This window comes from Collinsella sp. AM43-1 (assembly GCF_003467925.1).
In the GTDB taxonomy this organism is placed as follows: Bacteria; Actinomycetota; Coriobacteriia; order Coriobacteriales; family Coriobacteriaceae; genus Collinsella.
On record NZ_QSFR01000021.1, the window covers coordinates 5,182 to 21,756 of the forward strand.

13 protein-coding genes are annotated in these 16,575 nt (G+C 57.8%); 3 read left to right on the top strand and 10 right to left on the bottom strand.

What is annotated here, in order from left to right:
- Window positions 1–36 precede the first annotated feature (36 nt).
- The 4 genes from DW925_RS08850 to purH all read right to left on the bottom strand — a co-directional run bounded on the left by DW925_RS08850 (window position 37) and on the right by purH (window position 4,531).
- Window positions 37–1,080 carry a sensor histidine kinase gene (locus DW925_RS08850; protein WP_117790820.1) on the bottom strand — a complete coding sequence of 348 codons (1,044 nt, stop codon included), beginning with the start codon at window positions 1,078–1,080 and terminating at the stop codon, window positions 37–39.
- 9 nt (window positions 1,081–1,089) lie between these two features.
- A complete protein-coding gene (locus DW925_RS08855) occupies window positions 1,090–1,761 on the bottom strand; it encodes a response regulator transcription factor (RefSeq protein ID WP_117790821.1) in 672 nt (223 codons plus the stop codon).
- 180 nt (window positions 1,762–1,941) lie between these two features.
- Window positions 1,942–2,673 (bottom strand): hypothetical protein, encoded by a 732-nt coding sequence (locus tag DW925_RS08860; RefSeq protein ID WP_117790822.1) that lies wholly within the window; start codon window positions 2,671–2,673, stop codon window positions 1,942–1,944.
- A gap of 250 nt (window positions 2,674–2,923) precedes the next feature.
- Window positions 2,924–4,531: a bifunctional phosphoribosylaminoimidazolecarboxamide formyltransferase/IMP cyclohydrolase gene (gene purH, locus DW925_RS08865; protein WP_117583593.1), complete on the bottom strand. Its 1,608-nt coding sequence runs from the start codon at window positions 4,529–4,531 to the stop codon at window positions 2,924–2,926.
- Between the two features lie 277 nt (window positions 4,532–4,808).
- Here purH and DW925_RS08870 point away from each other — a divergent pair, with 277 nt between their 5' ends.
- Window positions 4,809–5,450, top strand: a complete 642-nt coding sequence (locus tag DW925_RS08870) for a GNAT family N-acetyltransferase (protein ID WP_117583594.1) — start codon at window positions 4,809–4,811, stop codon at window positions 5,448–5,450.
- Between the two features lie 411 nt (window positions 5,451–5,861).
- On the opposite strand, the gene DW925_RS08875 is transcribed toward DW925_RS08870, so the two are convergent.
- Entirely contained in the window at window positions 5,862–7,796 is a 1,935-nt protein-coding gene (locus DW925_RS08875) for a DUF2207 domain-containing protein (protein WP_158565762.1), read from the bottom strand.
- 513 nt (window positions 7,797–8,309) lie between these two features.
- On the opposite strand from DW925_RS08875, the gene gluQRS reads away from it, so the two are divergent.
- Window positions 8,310–9,320, top strand: a complete 1,011-nt coding sequence (gene gluQRS, locus DW925_RS08880) for a tRNA glutamyl-Q(34) synthetase GluQRS (RefSeq protein ID WP_255413358.1) — start codon at window positions 8,310–8,312, stop codon at window positions 9,318–9,320.
- Window positions 9,321–9,335: 15 nt separating this feature from the next.
- On the opposite strand, the gene DW925_RS08885 is transcribed toward gluQRS, so the two are convergent.
- The 4 genes from DW925_RS08885 to DW925_RS08900 form a co-directional block, all read right to left on the bottom strand.
- Window positions 9,336–10,061, bottom strand: a complete 726-nt coding sequence (locus DW925_RS08885; protein WP_117629950.1) for a metallophosphoesterase — start codon at window positions 10,059–10,061, stop codon at window positions 9,336–9,338.
- Window positions 10,058–10,696: a metallophosphoesterase gene (locus tag DW925_RS08890; protein ID WP_117629951.1), complete on the bottom strand. Its 639-nt coding sequence runs from the start codon at window positions 10,694–10,696 to the stop codon at window positions 10,058–10,060. Before DW925_RS08890 ends, DW925_RS08885 begins: the two co-directional genes overlap by 4 nt.
- Window positions 10,697–10,736: 40 nt before the next feature.
- Complete coding sequence (locus tag DW925_RS08895) at window positions 10,737–10,976, bottom strand: hypothetical protein (protein WP_117583597.1); 240 nt, start codon at window positions 10,974–10,976, stop codon at window positions 10,737–10,739.
- A 286-nt stretch (window positions 10,977–11,262) separates the two neighbouring features.
- Window positions 11,263–12,558 carry an ATP-binding protein gene (locus DW925_RS08900; protein WP_233505714.1) on the bottom strand — a complete coding sequence of 432 codons (1,296 nt, stop codon included), beginning with the start codon at window positions 12,556–12,558 and terminating at the stop codon, window positions 11,263–11,265.
- Window positions 12,559–12,972: 414 nt separating this feature from the next.
- On the opposite strand from DW925_RS08900, the gene DW925_RS08905 reads away from it, so the two are divergent.
- Window positions 12,973–14,514 carry a DNA cytosine methyltransferase gene (locus DW925_RS08905; protein ID WP_117629953.1) on the top strand — a complete coding sequence of 514 codons (1,542 nt, stop codon included), beginning with the start codon at window positions 12,973–12,975 and terminating at the stop codon, window positions 14,512–14,514.
- On the opposite strand, the gene DW925_RS08910 is transcribed toward DW925_RS08905, so the two are convergent.
- Window positions 14,489–16,573 carry an AIPR family protein gene (locus DW925_RS08910; RefSeq protein ID WP_117629954.1) on the bottom strand — a complete coding sequence of 695 codons (2,085 nt, stop codon included), beginning with the start codon at window positions 16,571–16,573 and terminating at the stop codon, window positions 14,489–14,491. The genes DW925_RS08905 and DW925_RS08910 overlap by 26 nt on opposite strands.
- Window positions 16,574–16,575 lie beyond the last annotated feature (2 nt).

Genomic DNA, 16,575 nt, shown 5'->3' on the forward strand with positions numbered 1-16,575 from the left:
GGCACGTTTTGTTTGGACGGGCGTTTGCCGTGTGCGTTACTCAAAGTATTGGAACTTGTTCGTTGAGAAGGCAAACGTAACGACAAAGCCTTCGCCGGGGTCGGATGCCGCGGTGACATCGATGCCCATCTTGGAGCACAGGCGCGCCACCAGGTAGAGGCCGATGCCCGTTGCGCGCTTGGTGGTGCGGCCGTTGTCGCCGGTAAAACCCTTCTCGAACACGCGCGGCAGGTCGGCCGCGCTCACGCCGCAGCCGTTGTCCGCGACGGTAAGCTCGATGCGCTCGCTTGCCAGGCCCTCATCCAGCAACGCACCCGAAAACACGATCTTTGCGCCGTCCTCACGCGCATATTTAATGCTGTTCTGAATGAGCTGGCCCAGAATAAACTCGAGCCACTTCTCGTCGGTGAAGACCTCGAAGTCGAGGTTCTCGCACACCGGAGCCACGTGCGCCGCGATGAGCTCGCGGGCGTTGGCCTTGATTGCGCCCGTCACCAGAGCCTTGAGGTTCCAACGTCGAATCAGGTAATCGCGCTCCACAACCTCCGAGCGCGCGTAGTACAGCGCCTGGTCGATATAGCGCTCCACGCGAGCCAGCTCGCGACCGAGGTCATCTACGCGCGACAGGTCATCTTCGCTGCCGTCCAGGTTTTCCAAAATCAGATGGGCTGCCGCCAGGGGCAGCTTGGCCTCGTGGACCCAGCTCTCGATATAGTCGCGATAGTCTTCGGTCTGACGCCGGCCCTCGGCAACCTCGTCGCAGGCGGCTTTGCCCACCCGGCACAGGACCTCGTACTCGAGCTCGCCCTCGGCATAGGTTGGGCATTGCACCATCTCCTGCACCCATGCGGGACTCTCGAGCTCCTCTGCCGCGCGCTCCAACTGACGCAGAAAACGGCGACGGCGAGCGTACTCGATCACGATGCCGAGCATACCAAAGATAAGGGACACGCCAACCGCCACGACCACGATAGAAACGGGTGCGCCGGCGACCGTCAGCACAAAGCAGCTCAGCAGCACGCCGCACGTCCACACGGCGACGGGCAACAGCGCATCTTTAAAGAACTTGCCAAACGACATAGCTGGCACCTAGACCGAATAGCCCTGGCCGCGATGCGTGGTCAGATACCCCTTGACGCCGATCTTGTCGAGCGTGGTGCGCAGGCGGTTGATGTTGACGGTGAGCGTGTTGTCGTCCACGAAGGCATCGGAGTCCCACAGGTCCTGCATGATGGCCGAGCGCGAGACAATCTTGCCCGCGCGGCTCAGGAGCAGCGAGAGAATGCGCAGCTCATTTTTGGTGAGCTCGGTGCTGTCGCCGGTCGCCGTGTTGGTGACCATAGAGCGGGCGAGGTCGAGCTCCAGCCCCTTGTGGACGAGCGTGCTGCGCTCGCCTGACGCCGCGGTGCGACGCAGCAGTGCGTTGATGCGCGCCACGAGGACGCGGGCGCTATAGGGCTTGGGAACAAAGTCGTCCGCGCCGAGCGTCATGGCCATGACCTCGTCGATCTCGGTCGTGCGCGAGGTGAGGACGATGATGGGGACCTCGGATTCGCGGCGAACCTCGTGGCAGATATGCTGGCCGTCCTTGACGGGAAGCGTGAGGTCGAGCAGCACCAGGTCGGGCGCGGCGGCGAGAATATCGCGCGAGACATGCTCGAACGATTCGCAGGCCTCGATTTCAAACCCGGCGCGGGCAAGGATGTCGACAAGCTCACGACGAATGGGCTCGTCGTCCTCAACGATATAGATCAGCGCCATGGATTCCGTTCCCCCCTCTTGGTTGTCTTACTGCCATTATTGCCGCGAAGTCGCCGGTGCGCGCCTCGCGCGGCATTAAGGTGACAGAACTGTTCGCGAACGAAAGCGTTCGAATCGCCCCTCGCTCGCAGCGGGCGCGGGGATCAAATGATTAAATAATCCCCGTCCCAGAAAAATCATTTAGCGGCGGGCGCGAAGCTTTTCGTAGCCGTCGGCGAAGAAGGCGACCGTGGCGGCGTCCGCCTCGGCGGCATCGGTATCGTCGGCGGGGACCACGCCGTGCTCGTCGCTCACCAGGAACAGCGCGCCCTTGAGCTGAGCGGGGATGTCTACGCGCGTGACCGGGATGTCCTTGGTCTGGGCCAGCTGTTCGATGAGCGTCGCCGTGCCGCACAGGCACTCGTCCGCCGGCGCCACAAAGGCCAGCTCGCCGTCGTTGACGGCAGCAAGCAGCTCGGGCGCCACGCCGGTTTCGTCGGCCTCGGAACGGGCCTCGGCAGAGCGGGCACGCAGCGCCTTGGCTGACGTATCGGCGAGCGGCTCGTACTCCCCCACTGTCATGGCGGCGTTGCCGTTGATGTCGATCACCAGCATGAGCACACCGTCGTGCGCGGTATAGTCGCCCTCGGCTAGCGACCACTCAACGTGCTGCTTGGCCCAGCTGAGCATGTTATGGGTAAGCGGCTCGCCCTGCACCAAGCGCTCGGACAGCGCGCGAATGTGACGGTTGAGCATGGGCACCTTTTTGTTGGACATGCGCCAACGGCAGATAAGCGCGGGCTTGTCGAGCGTAAACTTCTCGACCGCCTCCTGATTGGCGCAAAAGTCCTCGTACGCACGCTGGTCCTCGGCATTGCCAAACAGCTCGGCATCATCAATCTGGGGCATGGTCATACCTTTCGTGTTAGTCATTCCGTCCTCTTATACCAAAAAGACGGCCCTCCAAACGGAGCGGCCGTCTTTTGCAGAGATAATTTTAGAAGCGAGGCGGTCCAAGGGACGAGATAACATCCCATCCTCCCCAGTCAACCTAACAGGTCGGCGAGGGTTGCCCAGGTGCCGCAGATTGCCGTGAAAGAGGAGCGACGCGTACTTGGGTACGCGGGCGACGAATGAGCGGCAAGGTGCGGTGGTTGGGCAAGCCGCAGCGCCACCTCCCTACTTAATGGCGGAAGTGGCGCGCACCCGTGAAAACCATCGCAATATTGTGCTCGTTGCAGGCCTGGATGCTCTCGTCATCGCGCTTGGAGCCGCCGGGCTGGATGATGCAGGTCACGCCGTGTGCGGCAAGCACGTCGACGTTGTCGCGGAACGGGAAGAACGCGTCGCTTGCGCAGGCAAAGCCGCCCTTCTCCACGCCCTCGCGCTCGCAGAAGTCCTCGGCGCGCTCGCAGGCAAGCAGCGCAGAGTCAACACGGTTGGGCTGACCGGGGCCCATGCCAATGCCGGCCTTGCCCTTGGAGACCAGGATGGCGTTGGACTTGACGCCCTTGCAGACCTTCCAGGCAAACTCGAGCTCGGCCATTTCGGCATCGGTGGGCTTGCGGTCGGTGGGGAACGTAAAGGTCGCGGGATCCTCGGTCACGTGGTCGACTTCCTGCACCAGCATGCCGCCGTCGATGGAGCGCAGCTCCACTTGGGCACCGTGGTCCACGCCGCCGGTAGCCAGCACGCGCAGGTTGGGGCGCTTGGCCATGCGCTCGAGCGCCTCGGCGGTATAGCTCGGGGCGATGATGACCTCGACGAACTGCTTGTTCTGATCGGCAAAGTGCTCAACCAGCTCAAAGGGAACCTCGCGGTTGCAGGCGATGATGCCGCCGAAGGCGCTCTTGGGATCGCAGGCGAAAGCGCGGTCGTAGGCGGCCGTGATGTCCTCGGCAACGGCGGAACCGCAGGGGTTCTGATGCTTGAGGATCACGCAGGCCGGCTCGTCGAACTCGCGGACCAGGTTCCAGGCGGCATCGGCGTCCAGATAGTTGTTGTAGCTGAGCGGCTTGCCCTGGATCTGCTCGGAGCCCACAAGCGGGAACTGAGAGCTCGCGGTGTTCTCGCAGCCCTCGGCAAAGCGGTAGACCGTAGCCTTTTGCTGAGGATTCTCACCATAGCGCAGGTCGTCGACCTTCTCCAGCGAAATCTCGAGCTTGGCAGAGGTGTCCGCCACGTCGCTTGCCTGGGCGGCAAGCCAACGGGAGATAGCCGTGTCGTAGGCGGCGGTGGTCTGGTAGACCTTCACCTGCAGGCGACGACGGGTGGCAAGCGTGGTGCAGCCACCGGTCTCGCGCATCTCGGCCAGGACGGCATCATAGTCGGCCGGGTCGGAGATGACGGTAACGCTCGCGGCGTTCTTGGCGGCAGAGCGCAACATGGAGGGGCCACCGATGTCGATGTGCTCGATGGCATCCGCAAAGGTGACCTCGGGGTTGGCGACGGTCTTCTCGAACTCGTACAGGTTGACGACGACCAGGTCGATCAGCTTAATGCCGTGCTGGGCGGCCTCCTGCATGTGCTGCTCGGAATCGCGGCGGGCCAGCAGCGCGCCGTGAACCTTGGGGTGCAGGGTCTTAACGCGGCCGTCCATCATCTCGGGATAGCCCGTGAACTCCTCGATGGGGGTTACGGGAACGCCCGCGTCCTCGATGGCACGAGCCGTGCCGCCCGTAGAGATGATCTCGACGCCAAAGTCATCGACCAGCGTCCGTGCGAAATCGACGACGCCCGTCTTATCGGTAACCGAGATCAACGCGCGCGCGATCTTCACATCAGATCCCATGCAGTCCTCCTGTCTGGTACGCCGCCGTGCTCTGTGAGTCGGTGATACGTCGATCTGCAGCGCTCGCGCAGCGGCATTGAAAATACTGATTCAATGTAGCGCATCGAGCGCATCGATGCACCCCGCAACGGGCGCATGTGCAGAAAAAGTTTGCGAGCAGAGGGGATGGGCACGGCACCGGGCACGGTGAGTTCATGGAACACAGGGGCACCATAATTAGATGCCATTGGCGTGGTAGAACTGTGCTCGATATGCATCCGCAAAAGAAAGAGGCACCATGGTCTCGCGGGTTCTCTACCGACCGTTTGATACCGAAGACTTCGACGCCATCGCGCTGATTCTGCAGCAGCTTTGGCATAACAATTCGGATAACGATGAGTACAACCGCCTCGAGGCCGCGTGCGACCTCGCCTATTGCCTTTCGTCATCGACGTTTTCGCAGGTTGCCGTAATCGACGGTCAGGCGCGTGGCATTTCGCTCGCGCGTGCGGGACAGAGCTCCGGCGCCACCGTTAAGGAACATTGGATGGATACCGAACGCGCGCTGCTATCGCAGATGCGTGAACTGGAGCCTGATGCCTGCGCCGAGTATCTCTCGTTTGTGCGTGCAACCATCCGAACCAACAACCGCCTGCTCGAGAGCAGCCCGTTGCCGCACGACAACGAAGTCACGCTGCTCGCCGTCGATCCCGATGTCCACGGCCTGGGCGTTGGCTCGGTTTTGCTCGATGCCGGGGTCTCGTACCTGTCCTCGCGCGGGGCGACAAGGGCGCACCTGTACACCGACTCCAACTGCTCGTGGAAGTTCTACGAGTTGCACGGCTTTAAGCGCACGGCCACGCACCGCGCCAACCGCGAAGAGCGCCGTCACGACATGCCGCGCGAAAGCTTCCTCTACGAACTCGACCTAACAGCCTAGCCCAGGCAGCCACACCTAGTCATTTAAGTCTGTCCCCAATGAGTGGCCTAGGGGGTTTGTAGATAGCCCTGGTCAAAAAACATCAAATATGAGTACTGTTACCTTTTTAGTAGCAGCGATTTGGGACATTTTTGATGCTTGTAGGCATGACGACCAGCTGCATGAGCTGACGTAGCTCCCCAAATGTTCAATGAAATGGGCTCCTAACGAGAAGTACTCTCATTAGGAGCCCATTATTATGTGCAAACATATGTGACCAGCGCAGCAACAGTACTCATATTTGGCATTTTTTGTCCACTGCCCCTTGCGCGAAGGTCCTCAGCGGAAAGTTTGGCCCGTTTCGATGCACAAAAATGGGATGAATCTTCCCTGGCAACCGCCCAGAAAGATCCACCCCAAAGCAAGCGCTCACTAGAACGTTCCGCCGCCGCCTCCGCCGGCGCCGCCACCACCGCCGCCAGAGAAGCCGCCGCTCGAGCTGTCGGAGCTCGAAGCCAGCTCGCGGATGGTCTCGTGGTACACATCGTTGAACGAATCGAGTGGGGACTCGTTGCCGTAGTGATGGTAATACCACCAGTAGCAGGGGTAGTTGTCGTAGAAATCGTCGCTGTTGCGCAGGTCCGCAGGCACGGCTTCGGCCAGCTGTCGCAGCACTTCTTTCGAAACGCCCAGAGCAACGCCCATCACCAGCAGTTTGTTCCACAAGATCAGGTCGCTGGGAATGGCCTCCTTCAGGCGCGTAAAGTCCTCGAGCCAATGCTTGAGCGCCTTGCAGCGAGCCGCCACCTCGGCGCCCTCCGGCGTGTAGCGACGGAAGGTGCAGCTCAGAACAAAGCCCACGATCGTGACGGGGATCGAGATCATAGCGGCGCCGACATTGGCATCCGCAAAGTCGGTATAGATCAGAGAGCCCAGAATGCCAAAGACGATGATGATGCCGAGAACCAAGCCGGCAACCAGGGCGATGGTGCCGTCCGAGGCGATAAGCTCGCGCGTCTCCAGCTTGCCCTTAACCGTGCTCTGATAGTCCTCGAGCTTGTCGCCAACAGATTCAGTACGCTCGCTGGCATACTCCTCCAGCTCGCTAAACGTGCGTGAACGGACGCCGTCTTTATCGGGCTTAACGCCGGCGAAGAAGACCTTGAGCACATCGCGATCGATGCCGTCCTTCTTGGCAGCCTTCCAGGCCTCGTCGGTCACTGTGATGCGATACGTCTGCTCCTCTTTTTCGCGACGGAGCAGACCCTTCTTCTTGGTCTCGGTCGCTTCTTCCAGCTTGATCACGCGGTCGTCGGTGAGCTTCATAAGCGTGGCGATATATGCCTGATCGGGCACGTCGTTCCAGCTCATGAGAGCTGCAAGCACCGCGGGATGGTCGGCCGAGGGCACATCGCGGAAGTACTCGTCCTGGAAGAGCGGCTTGGGCTTGGGCCTGCGCAGCTTAAGCATCACGATCACACCGGTATAGGCAACCGCCACGACAACACACACCACGGCAATCGCGCTGGCAACCGCACGCGCGTGCTCACGGCGGGCGTTAGCTTCGTCGGCCCATTCCTTCTCTTCGCTCAGGATCGTTGACATGCGCTCTTCGCCCGAGGCGGCAAGCTGCGGCACCCAGTCGCTGGGGAAGGCGATGCGTGCCTCGGCGAATTCGCCCTGGTGCACGCAGGGAATGGTGTAGGTGACCATGGGCTCGTCCTCATCGAGCGACACGTCGCCCGTCAGCGGACCATGGCCCCATGCGCGGAAGTTATCGCCCTTGACGGCCGCCGTCCCGGCAGCGGCATTTGCGAAGCACACTTCCATCTCGACGTCATCGGAATCCGCAGACCAGCCGTCGCCCACGAACTTCCAGTAGAGCTCGGCGGTATCGGCCCAGTTCATAACCGCACCGGTCATGGTGTAGCTCACGTAATAGATCGCGCTGTCGCCGCTCTCGTGGGGGCTGAACACCTTAATCCTTACGCCGTCACCGGTCTGCTCGACCGTGTAGACGCCAGAATCGCCCTTGTTCGCGCTATCGACTTTGTTAAACGCGGTGTCCTCTTCCTCGACACTCAGCACGTCAACGCCCGCCGTGCCGCCCTGCTGGTTGGTGCCCGTATTGATCTCCCAAAACACGCCGTTGATGTCGTCGTCGAAATCAAACTGGCGTCCCTCGACAACGGTCAGCGATCCATCGGCCTCGACCGTGGCACCGATATAGGTTTGGGTCATGGAGTAGCCGTCGGCGTGCGCGGCGGCAGGCAGCAGCAACAACGCAAGCGCAACGAGCGCGCAGACGGAAGCGAATCGCGCAAACAGGCGGCGCTGCCGGCTGACTTTGGCGGCGAGGGTGTTCATAGGCACATCCTTTGTCTGTGATACCAGTAACGCCATTGTCCCACGTTTACGGGCGCACATGACGAACATCTAGGCCAGCGGAGTATCAAACGGGACGAAAGTCACGCCCGCACCCCGGCAGCTAGTCATTGGGAACGTTCTTAAATGACCAGTCATTAGGGGCACCCTTGGCATAGCCCGCCCCGGCAATAGATACCACTTCACAGCTCCGTCACAGGTGTAGCGGCTTTGTGTGGGCGCGGCCCGCGCTGATTGAGCCGCCAACCGAGGGGCATAAAGCAGTTGAGCGAAACGGTTTGCCCCTTTGCCGTTCGCTCGAGGATTATGTCCCCCTTTTCCGCGGAAACCCCGGCAGTTGCGAAGAGCTGCTGGGGTTTCTGTCGTCTAAGGTGCCGAGTTGATGGACAGGAATCAAGGCACCGAGTCTGCGGCCGCCATACGCAATGCGGGGCCTCGACAACTTGCGGGCCACAGTGACGCCTCCCCATCGTGCCCCGCGCTATACTCGTCCGCATGGATATCAAAACACGCAACATAGCAACACCCGCCGCGGACGCGCCAGCGACGCCACCCGCCTCCGCCCCCGCACCCGTCGTGGGCCGTTTCGCCCCGTCGCCCTCGGGCCGCATGCACCTGGGCAACGTGTTCAGCTGCCTGTGCTCGTGGCTTTCGGCCCGCAGCCAGGGCGGCAGCATCGTGCTGCGCATCGAGGACCTGGACGATCGCTGCAAGCGCCCGGAACTTGCCGCTCAACTGATTGACGATCTGACCTGGCTGGGGCTCGACTGGGACGAAGGCCCCTACTACCAGCACGATCGCCTGGATCTGTACGAGGACGCCCTGCGCCGTCTGCAAGACGCCGGCCTCACCTACCCCTGCTTTTGCACGCGCGCCGAGCTCCACGCCGCAAGCGCGCCGCACGCCAGCGACGGCACGCCCATCTACCGCGGCGCCTGCCGAAACCTTTCTGCCAAAGAAATCGCCCGCCGCAGTGCTCTGCGCGCCCCAGCCACGCGTCTGCGCGTGCCCACCGTCGATGATCTCGCAGACGACGTGATCGAATTCGTGGACCGCACGTATGGTGCCCAATGCGAGGCGCTCGCCACTGAGTGCGGCGACTTTTTGGTGCGCCGCAGCGACGGCGTGTTTGCCTATCAGCTGGCCGTGGTGGTCGATGACGCCGCCATGGGCGTCACCGAGGTCGTGCGCGGATGCGATCTGCTGGGTTCCACGCCGCGCCAGATCTATCTGCAGCATCTGCTGGGGCTGCCCATGCCGCGCTACGCGCACATTCCGCTGCTCATGTCACCGGACGGCCGCCGCCTTTCCAAGCGCGATCGCGATCTGGACCTGGGAGAGCTCCGCGCCCGCTTTGGCACACCCGAGGCACTGCTGGGCTGGCTCGCCGGGCAAACGGGCATCGTGCCGGACACCACGCCGCGCTCTGCCGAGCAACTGGTCGAGCACTTTAGCTGGGACGTTATCCGCGCACACCGGGAGAACATCACTGTAACGGCCGAGTAGCCGCTCACTCCACCCCTACGCAACATCCCAGGGCTGGAGTTCGTCGCCCAGGCGAACGATGCAGTCGTAGAGCACGGTATGGCGCTCGGCCGGGTTGGCATCCCGATGGAAATGCCCGTAATACCAGCACTTGTAATCCAAGCGGTCTTCCAGCTCATCGAAAAATGCCGTAAGCCGATCAACGGCGGGGTAATTCCAGCCGGGTGCCGGATAAAGCGTGGGCGAAAGCATGCGCGTAGGGCAGGTGTGGGTGACCACGTAGTCGACCTTCCAACCCACGCTGTCGAGCTTTGCCCGCGCCTCCTCAAAGTTGCGCTCGTCCGGCAGTTCCTGCGGCCACCAGCTGGAATAGGGAATGCGGTATCCTTTGTCCACGCTCGTGGCGCCGCCCATGGTAAAGATCGTTGAGCCGTCGAGCTCAAAAACCTCGCCGCGCGTCAGGCGCCGTATGGGGGAGGTATCCGACAGACGCTGCGTCAGCCCACCGTGCCACAGCTCCATGGGACGCTCCGCCCAGTGATCGAAACGCTCGTGGTTGCCGTCGACGAACAGCACGGTATAGGGGCGCGACTCCAGCCAAGCGATGTCGGCACATTCCTCGGCAGAGAAATCCCAGGGAAAGCCAAAGTCGCCCGCGACAATCAGATAGTCGTCGCTCGTCAGGCTATCCCCAAGGTCCCAATCGCGCAGCTTTTGCATGTCGAGGCCGCCGTGAATATCGCCCGTCACATAGACCGTCATCGGATCACCACTTCCCTCTTATAGGCTTCGAGATCGCGCTCGACCTGTTCATCGTCCGTAACGTTGACCCACCACGGCCACTTAACGCACTGCACCAGCTCGTCTACCTGCGCAAACCATAACTTGAGCTCATCCAAACTTACCGGGGCGTAACCGTTGGCGTCCACGCCCACGTCATAGCGCAGCAGCCCCTGCCGAAGGTTGAACTTGTTATACGCGCCGCCGCAGCTATGGATATGCCCGTGCAGATGCCAGCTGCCGTGCGACATGCCCTGCCAGTCGACCATGGGATAGTGGCTCAGCACGATTTTCTGCCGATCGATTTTGAGCACGCAAATGGGCGGCTCGACGATAAAAGCATCCGCTACGGCAGGCTGCGTCCAGTCTTTGTCGTGGTTGCCGGGTAGCAGGTGGACGTGCTTACATACGATGCTTTTACGCAACTCGTAGGCCTCTTGGACCGTCATCTTAAAGCTGAAGTCGCCCAAAATGTAAAGCTCGTCGTCCGCAGCGACTTTGCTATTAATGCTCGCGACCATGGCGTCGTTCATCTGCGCAACATTCGACCAAGGCCTGTCGGCGAGACGCAGCATGTTCTCGTGTCCAAAGTGTGTATCGCTGGTAAACCAGATCACGGGGACCTCCTAACGCTGCGGGGCATCCATCCCTTAGGGCTTACCCTTCGTTCTTCCATCCAAACGGGTCAAACACCCAAAAAGCTAGATCGAGCACGCCGCCGGTCATCATGGCGCCGGCAAGAGCCATGCAAACGTGTAGAGAGCTGGCGCTTCGAAGCACGTCAAATGGCCCCAAAACAGCCAGCAGCGCGACCGCTGCACCGGCAAGGCACAGCGTGAGACACGGCCCCGCGTCCTTGACGCATTTCTTTGCGAGATGCTTGGTGTTGTCACTCATCGATTTCGAGCTCCTTAGAGGGTCGTTGTTCAGGTACGTGCCGTCGCGGCAGAGCAGGACGGCAGGTTAAGTGTCCCACGCCACGCGGACACAGCTGAAAGCCCTCGCTCAAATAACAGCGCGCCGCAGGATTCGTATCACCTGCGGCGCGCCGAAAATGGTCCGCTTTCCTCCATCCCCAACGGATCAGCTGAGTTGGTGCCGCCCGACGGAAAGGAAGAAGCCGGCGGCGTCACGAGCTGTGGCAATGTCGCTAGGCATAGGAAACAGACGCGCTCCAAACGCACTAAGCCCCAAGCCTACCCATTAAGAAATCGACTGCAGAAACGATTTTGATGCCGTCGATGTCGGTCGGATGGCTCCCCTGACGAACGACGACGATCTTCTCGTAACCGCCGGTAATCTTCTCGAGCGACCTGAGCTCAAATGGACGCAGCTCGCGCTTACGCGTCGCCTCCTCGTCAATCGACTCTGTGACCTGAATAAACTTACGATCCGAGCCGTCGCCTATCGCAACAAAGTCGATTTCGGCATCTCGAAGATGACCCGTGAAGACCTGGTATCCGTCATAGACAAGGCGATTGTAAACGGCATTTTCGAGAACACGTCCGCTGTCGCTGCCGCGATACCCATCCAAGAAGGCTCGAAGTCCCAGATCCTCAATGTAAAACTTGCCGCCGGTCTTCAAAATGTCCCGACCCTTAATATCAAATCGGCGCGCGTGCGAAAAGATATAGGTCTCCTCAAGGGCGGACACACAAGTGTCCACGACGCCGTGCGAGGATTTCGCCCCGTTCTCTGCCAGCGTTCCAACGATCTTATTAATTGATGTCGGGTTTGAAATGTTATCAGCCAAGTAGGAAGTGACGCGGTCGAGCACACTCCTGCTCGTCACCGACCGTCTACCCCGACGCGCCTCGCGAGCCAAAATGTCGCGCCCGACGATTGTTTGGTACGTGCTCCAGATATAGTCCTTCATTTCCTGCTCCGGCAGCTTTGAAGCAGCGAGAAACGGCAGGCCTCCAAACGTCAGATATCGGTCAAGAAGATCGTCGAGTGCAACAATATCCTCCCGACCAAAAACAGCGAGCCTATTCGTGACGTCAGTCGGACCAAGAAAGTCGACATATTCCGAAAAAGCGAGCGGGTGCATCCGAATCTCGACATACCTGCCCGAGATTAAGGTCGCGATCTCTGACGAGAGGAGAAAAGCATTCGAACCCGTAACATATATATCGCAGTCCCGGTCGACACGAAGTGCGTTAATCGCCTTCTCCCATCCGGCAACCTCCTGAAGCTCGTCGAAGAAGAGATAGCACCTCTTGCCCGCAGGCATTAGGCCGTCCACGTGGCGGTAAAGCTCTCGCCAATCACGCACGCCCTCCAGCTCAAATGACTCCATCTTAAAGGTCAAAAGACATTCGGATGGAACGCCGTTATCCTCCAGATGTTTGCGCATCATGTCCAGAAGCGTCGATTTGCCACAACGGCGCATACCCGTTACGACCTTGATGACATCCGTGTCACGGAAGGCGATTAACTTCTCGAGATATCGATTTCTGGGAACCATCCGTTTATCCATCGCTCGCCCCAATCTGCAAGTTTTTCTCACAGAATGACAAGAACTTGCGAATTTTGCAAGTTCTTGTCACGTAGCAACAAGAACCTGCAGAATTACATCAGAGCCATTATAAGTCGGGCTCAGTCAAAGCAGCGTCAAGGCGCAGAACAATGGTATGAGGCGAATCGTTCAAGAGTGCGTTGAACAATTTCATTCCCGCATTTTTGGAATGCCCATAAGATGCCCGTTTGACAGGAAGCGATCTGGGCCATCTTTGAGCAGAAACTCAAATGCTGGCGCGCCGCCTGCACTTATCGAGTTTCCCGCAACTGCTATAAATAGAAAGTTTATTTACATAGCGAGACACTCCTGGACGTTTGACTTTCATCCTGGTAGCCTGGATATCTAGAAGTTTCTGTTTGGAGAGGGTTAGCAGTGATTCCCGTTATTGACTTATTCGCGGGCCCGGGAGGCCTTGGGGAAGGCTTCTCATCACTTCGAGACGCTGAGAACAAGCCCGTGTTCCAAACAATCATGTCCATTGAACGTGACAAGCAGGCTCATCAGACCCTGAGGCTTCGTTCATATCTGCGCAAAATTGCAGAACCGGACGGAACATTGCCGAGAGTTTATCTCAGATACATGAAAAAGCATGACAATGAGACCTTCGACCAACTTATCCGCTACCGCCCAAAAGAATGGCAGGCTGCTTGCGAAGAAGCTTTATGCGACGAGCTCGTCGATGGAGACGACCGCTTGGTTAAACTCGGCGCCGAACGCGTGACAAGATGGTTTGAAGACCGTGATAGGGGTCCGCTAGTCCTTATTGGCGGACCTCCGTGCCAAGCATATTCGTTGGTGGGCAGATCGCGGCGCAAGCATGACATTACATTCGAAGAGGACCCGAAGCACACCCTCTACCGTTGCTACCTCTCGTTTATCAACGAGCTAAAGCCGGATGTCTTCGTTATGGAAAACGTCAAAGGACTTCTTTCTGCAAAGCACGAGGGCCATGGCGTTTTTAACCGCATATGCAAAGATATGGAAGAGGCGGGATACACTATCCATTCCCTCGTCACTGATGACCCCCATAATCCAAAAGATTACGTTGTCAAAGCCGAACAGTATGGAATCCCCCAGATGCGCCACAGGGTCATTCTCCTTGGTATTAAAAATGACACCGGAATCGAACCGAGCACGCTAACCAAAAAGCATGTTTGCACTCTTGGGTCAGCCCTTCGTGGGCTGCCTAAACTGCGAAGCGGATTCTCTGAACGCAACGAAAACTGGCGCGATATGAACTGGGCAGAGTACATAAACTCAGCGGCAAAAGAGTTGAAAGACAATGGCGAATGCAACGATCTTACAGACATCCTTGATAGGGTAATTTCACGCTACGCGCCAAAGTTAACCGCAAAGCACAAAGTTGATCCCGTCCACAATCGATATGAAGAATGGTATAGAGGAAGGCTCGGAAATAGCAAGGTCCTCACAAATCATGAGTCTCGCTCTCACTTGGCGAGCGATCTTGACCGTTATCTCTTTTGTGCGGCATATGCAGAAAAATACGGTACGCCCGCACGCCTTGAAGAATTCCCCGAGTCATTGCTTCCCAATCATAAGAACGTCCAGGCAGCAAAAACGACTGGTAACTATAAATTCAACGACCGTTTTCGTGTGCAAGTATGGGGAAGACCCTCTACGACCATCACCTCGCATATCGCCAAGGACGGACACTATTACATCCATCCGGATCCGTCGCAATGCAGGAGCCTTACCGTGAGAGAGGCCGCAAGACTTCAAACCTTCCCAGATGACTATCTGTTCGAAGGCAACAGAACGTCTCAGTACACTCAGGTGGGTAACGCGGTGCCGCCGCTACTTGCCCAGCAGATAGCGGCGGTAGTCGCAAAGGCACTTGGAAAAGAAGCCCACGGGTTTTACGAGAATCTTACAGACGATACTGACTGCTCTTAACACGGTAAGGACAGCCGACTCTGTGCAGCCGCTTCATCATGTTAATAAGTACAACGGACTGGCTCTCGGAGGGCACTTTGTTTGGCAAGGCACATGCATACTGCAAAATACCCCGTTCCTTCTCAGTTCCCTCGCCCTCTGCAAGGCACCAGTTAAGAACATTTTGCCAAAATCCGCTTCCCATCTCGCAAACCGCCGTCTGAGCTTCAATCCCATTCAGCGTTTTCTGGTTACGGGAGCCCTCTCGCTGAATGTCTTTCTCCTCATCGAGGTCAATAAGCTCGCCAAGCCACTCTTTGTCCCAATCAACCTTTTTTAACTTGATAGCCTCCCAGCATTTCTGTTGTTTTGCCCATTCAGAAATGTTTCGATAGCCCGTCGCGGGATGCATCAATACATCATGCGCAGCGTCAGATGCTTGCCCAAGCGCCCTCTCAAACGCTGGCGACAACGATTGTTGATTCCAAATGCCAAGAAAGTTAACGGCTTTTCCTAAAGCGGAAACTGCATTTGAAAGCACTCCCACCGCAAGGACTACATGCTGCGAGCGATAGCTGCCGGTTTCCCACCAATCACGCGCCTGCACAATCTTGCCTGTGCGATCGAATATAATTTTCTTGGCAATCAAATATTTGAAATAAGTCTCATTGAACTGACTCTCATCCTTATCCCAGGAGTCTTTAATTAGCCGAGCAAATTCAGAGAAGTTCTTCTGGGCACCGCGATTGACCAAGTAGGCCTTATTCGTCCAGACCATGAGATATTTTGCCAAATCCGTTTTCGTAAAAGTCTGCGTTTTAGGAAACTCAGCAACAAATTTACGCTTCTGCGCAGGCGTAAGATAAGCTTGCTTATCTCGATATGAGCCTCTTGCCCGCTCGTAGAACCATTTGGTTTGCGTGAAGCTATCTGCCCGCATGGGAGCAAGTATCCTTTGCGAGAACTCTTCGATCCTCACGTGATAAGGGTGGTTTGCAAAGAAGTCGGCTGAAGAAACCTTATTCTGGCTGTTTGCATATTCAGAGATCCTAGGCACCAGTTCGAGAGCCTCTTCCGGGCTGACAACACTAAGCTTCATTTGGACAAACACGCGGTCCAAACTTTTACCAGCCTTATATGCGGCATAAACCGATGCGGTTGTCTGGCCACCGTTAACTATCTGCAGGTTTTCTAGACGGTCAATTAAAAGCCCGTCTTCCCCGCTCTCCGTTGTAACGCTCTCTGCGGTCGCCGTGATACCGTTATTGAACGAGAAGAAAAGCTCGGGCTCATTCTCGAGAGTACGCTTTATACCCTTGTTGACATTGCTTCTCGCCTGAAGAAATACACGGACGTTTTGCTCAAGAAGTCGCGCTCCCCAACGATCGTAGATGCGCGCCAAATCGACACCCGGTATCGCAGCAAGGTAAACCTTGTTCTTGTCTTTCGGAGAGCTTGCGAGAAGGGCCCGAATCGGACCCGTCGGCAATTCGTTAAAGTCAATGAGCAGTCTCTCCCGCTCACGACCCGATTCAATAAGATTACCTATCCGTTCAAGATCCCAGACGTTGTAAACAACCTCTTTGCCAAGGACACTCCCCGTCTCTTTACCCGAAACCCTTTGGCTAAGTTTTTTGTTTGAAAGAAGATACAGATTAACTCGCTCGATTTCGTTCCAGCGAGCGTGAATTAAATCGGCGAGCCCAAACCCCGGATCCGTCGGCTCAAGAGATTCCCTAAATTGAGAATCCAATGCTTTGGTTACGAATTTCTCAAGCCGCCGAAAATCTGCCTCCATTTCAGAATTCGTTAATGTCAGCAAGCCAGTATCTTGGTTGAAGTCGAGGACAATGAGGCCAAGGACTTTTCTGCTTGACTCAAAAGGATCGCCACAGTAGCCATCAACCCTTATTCCAGTTCTCTGACAGAAGGCGGGGATGGCCTCATCGAATTCTCCCGCATCGCAAAGATAATCAGTGATGAGGTCAAAGAACGCATCGTTCTTATAGACTCCCTCTGAGTCCGCCTTATTCTTGACCTCTTGAAACAGTTCCTCCTGAAACGAAGTGGAATCTGTCATCT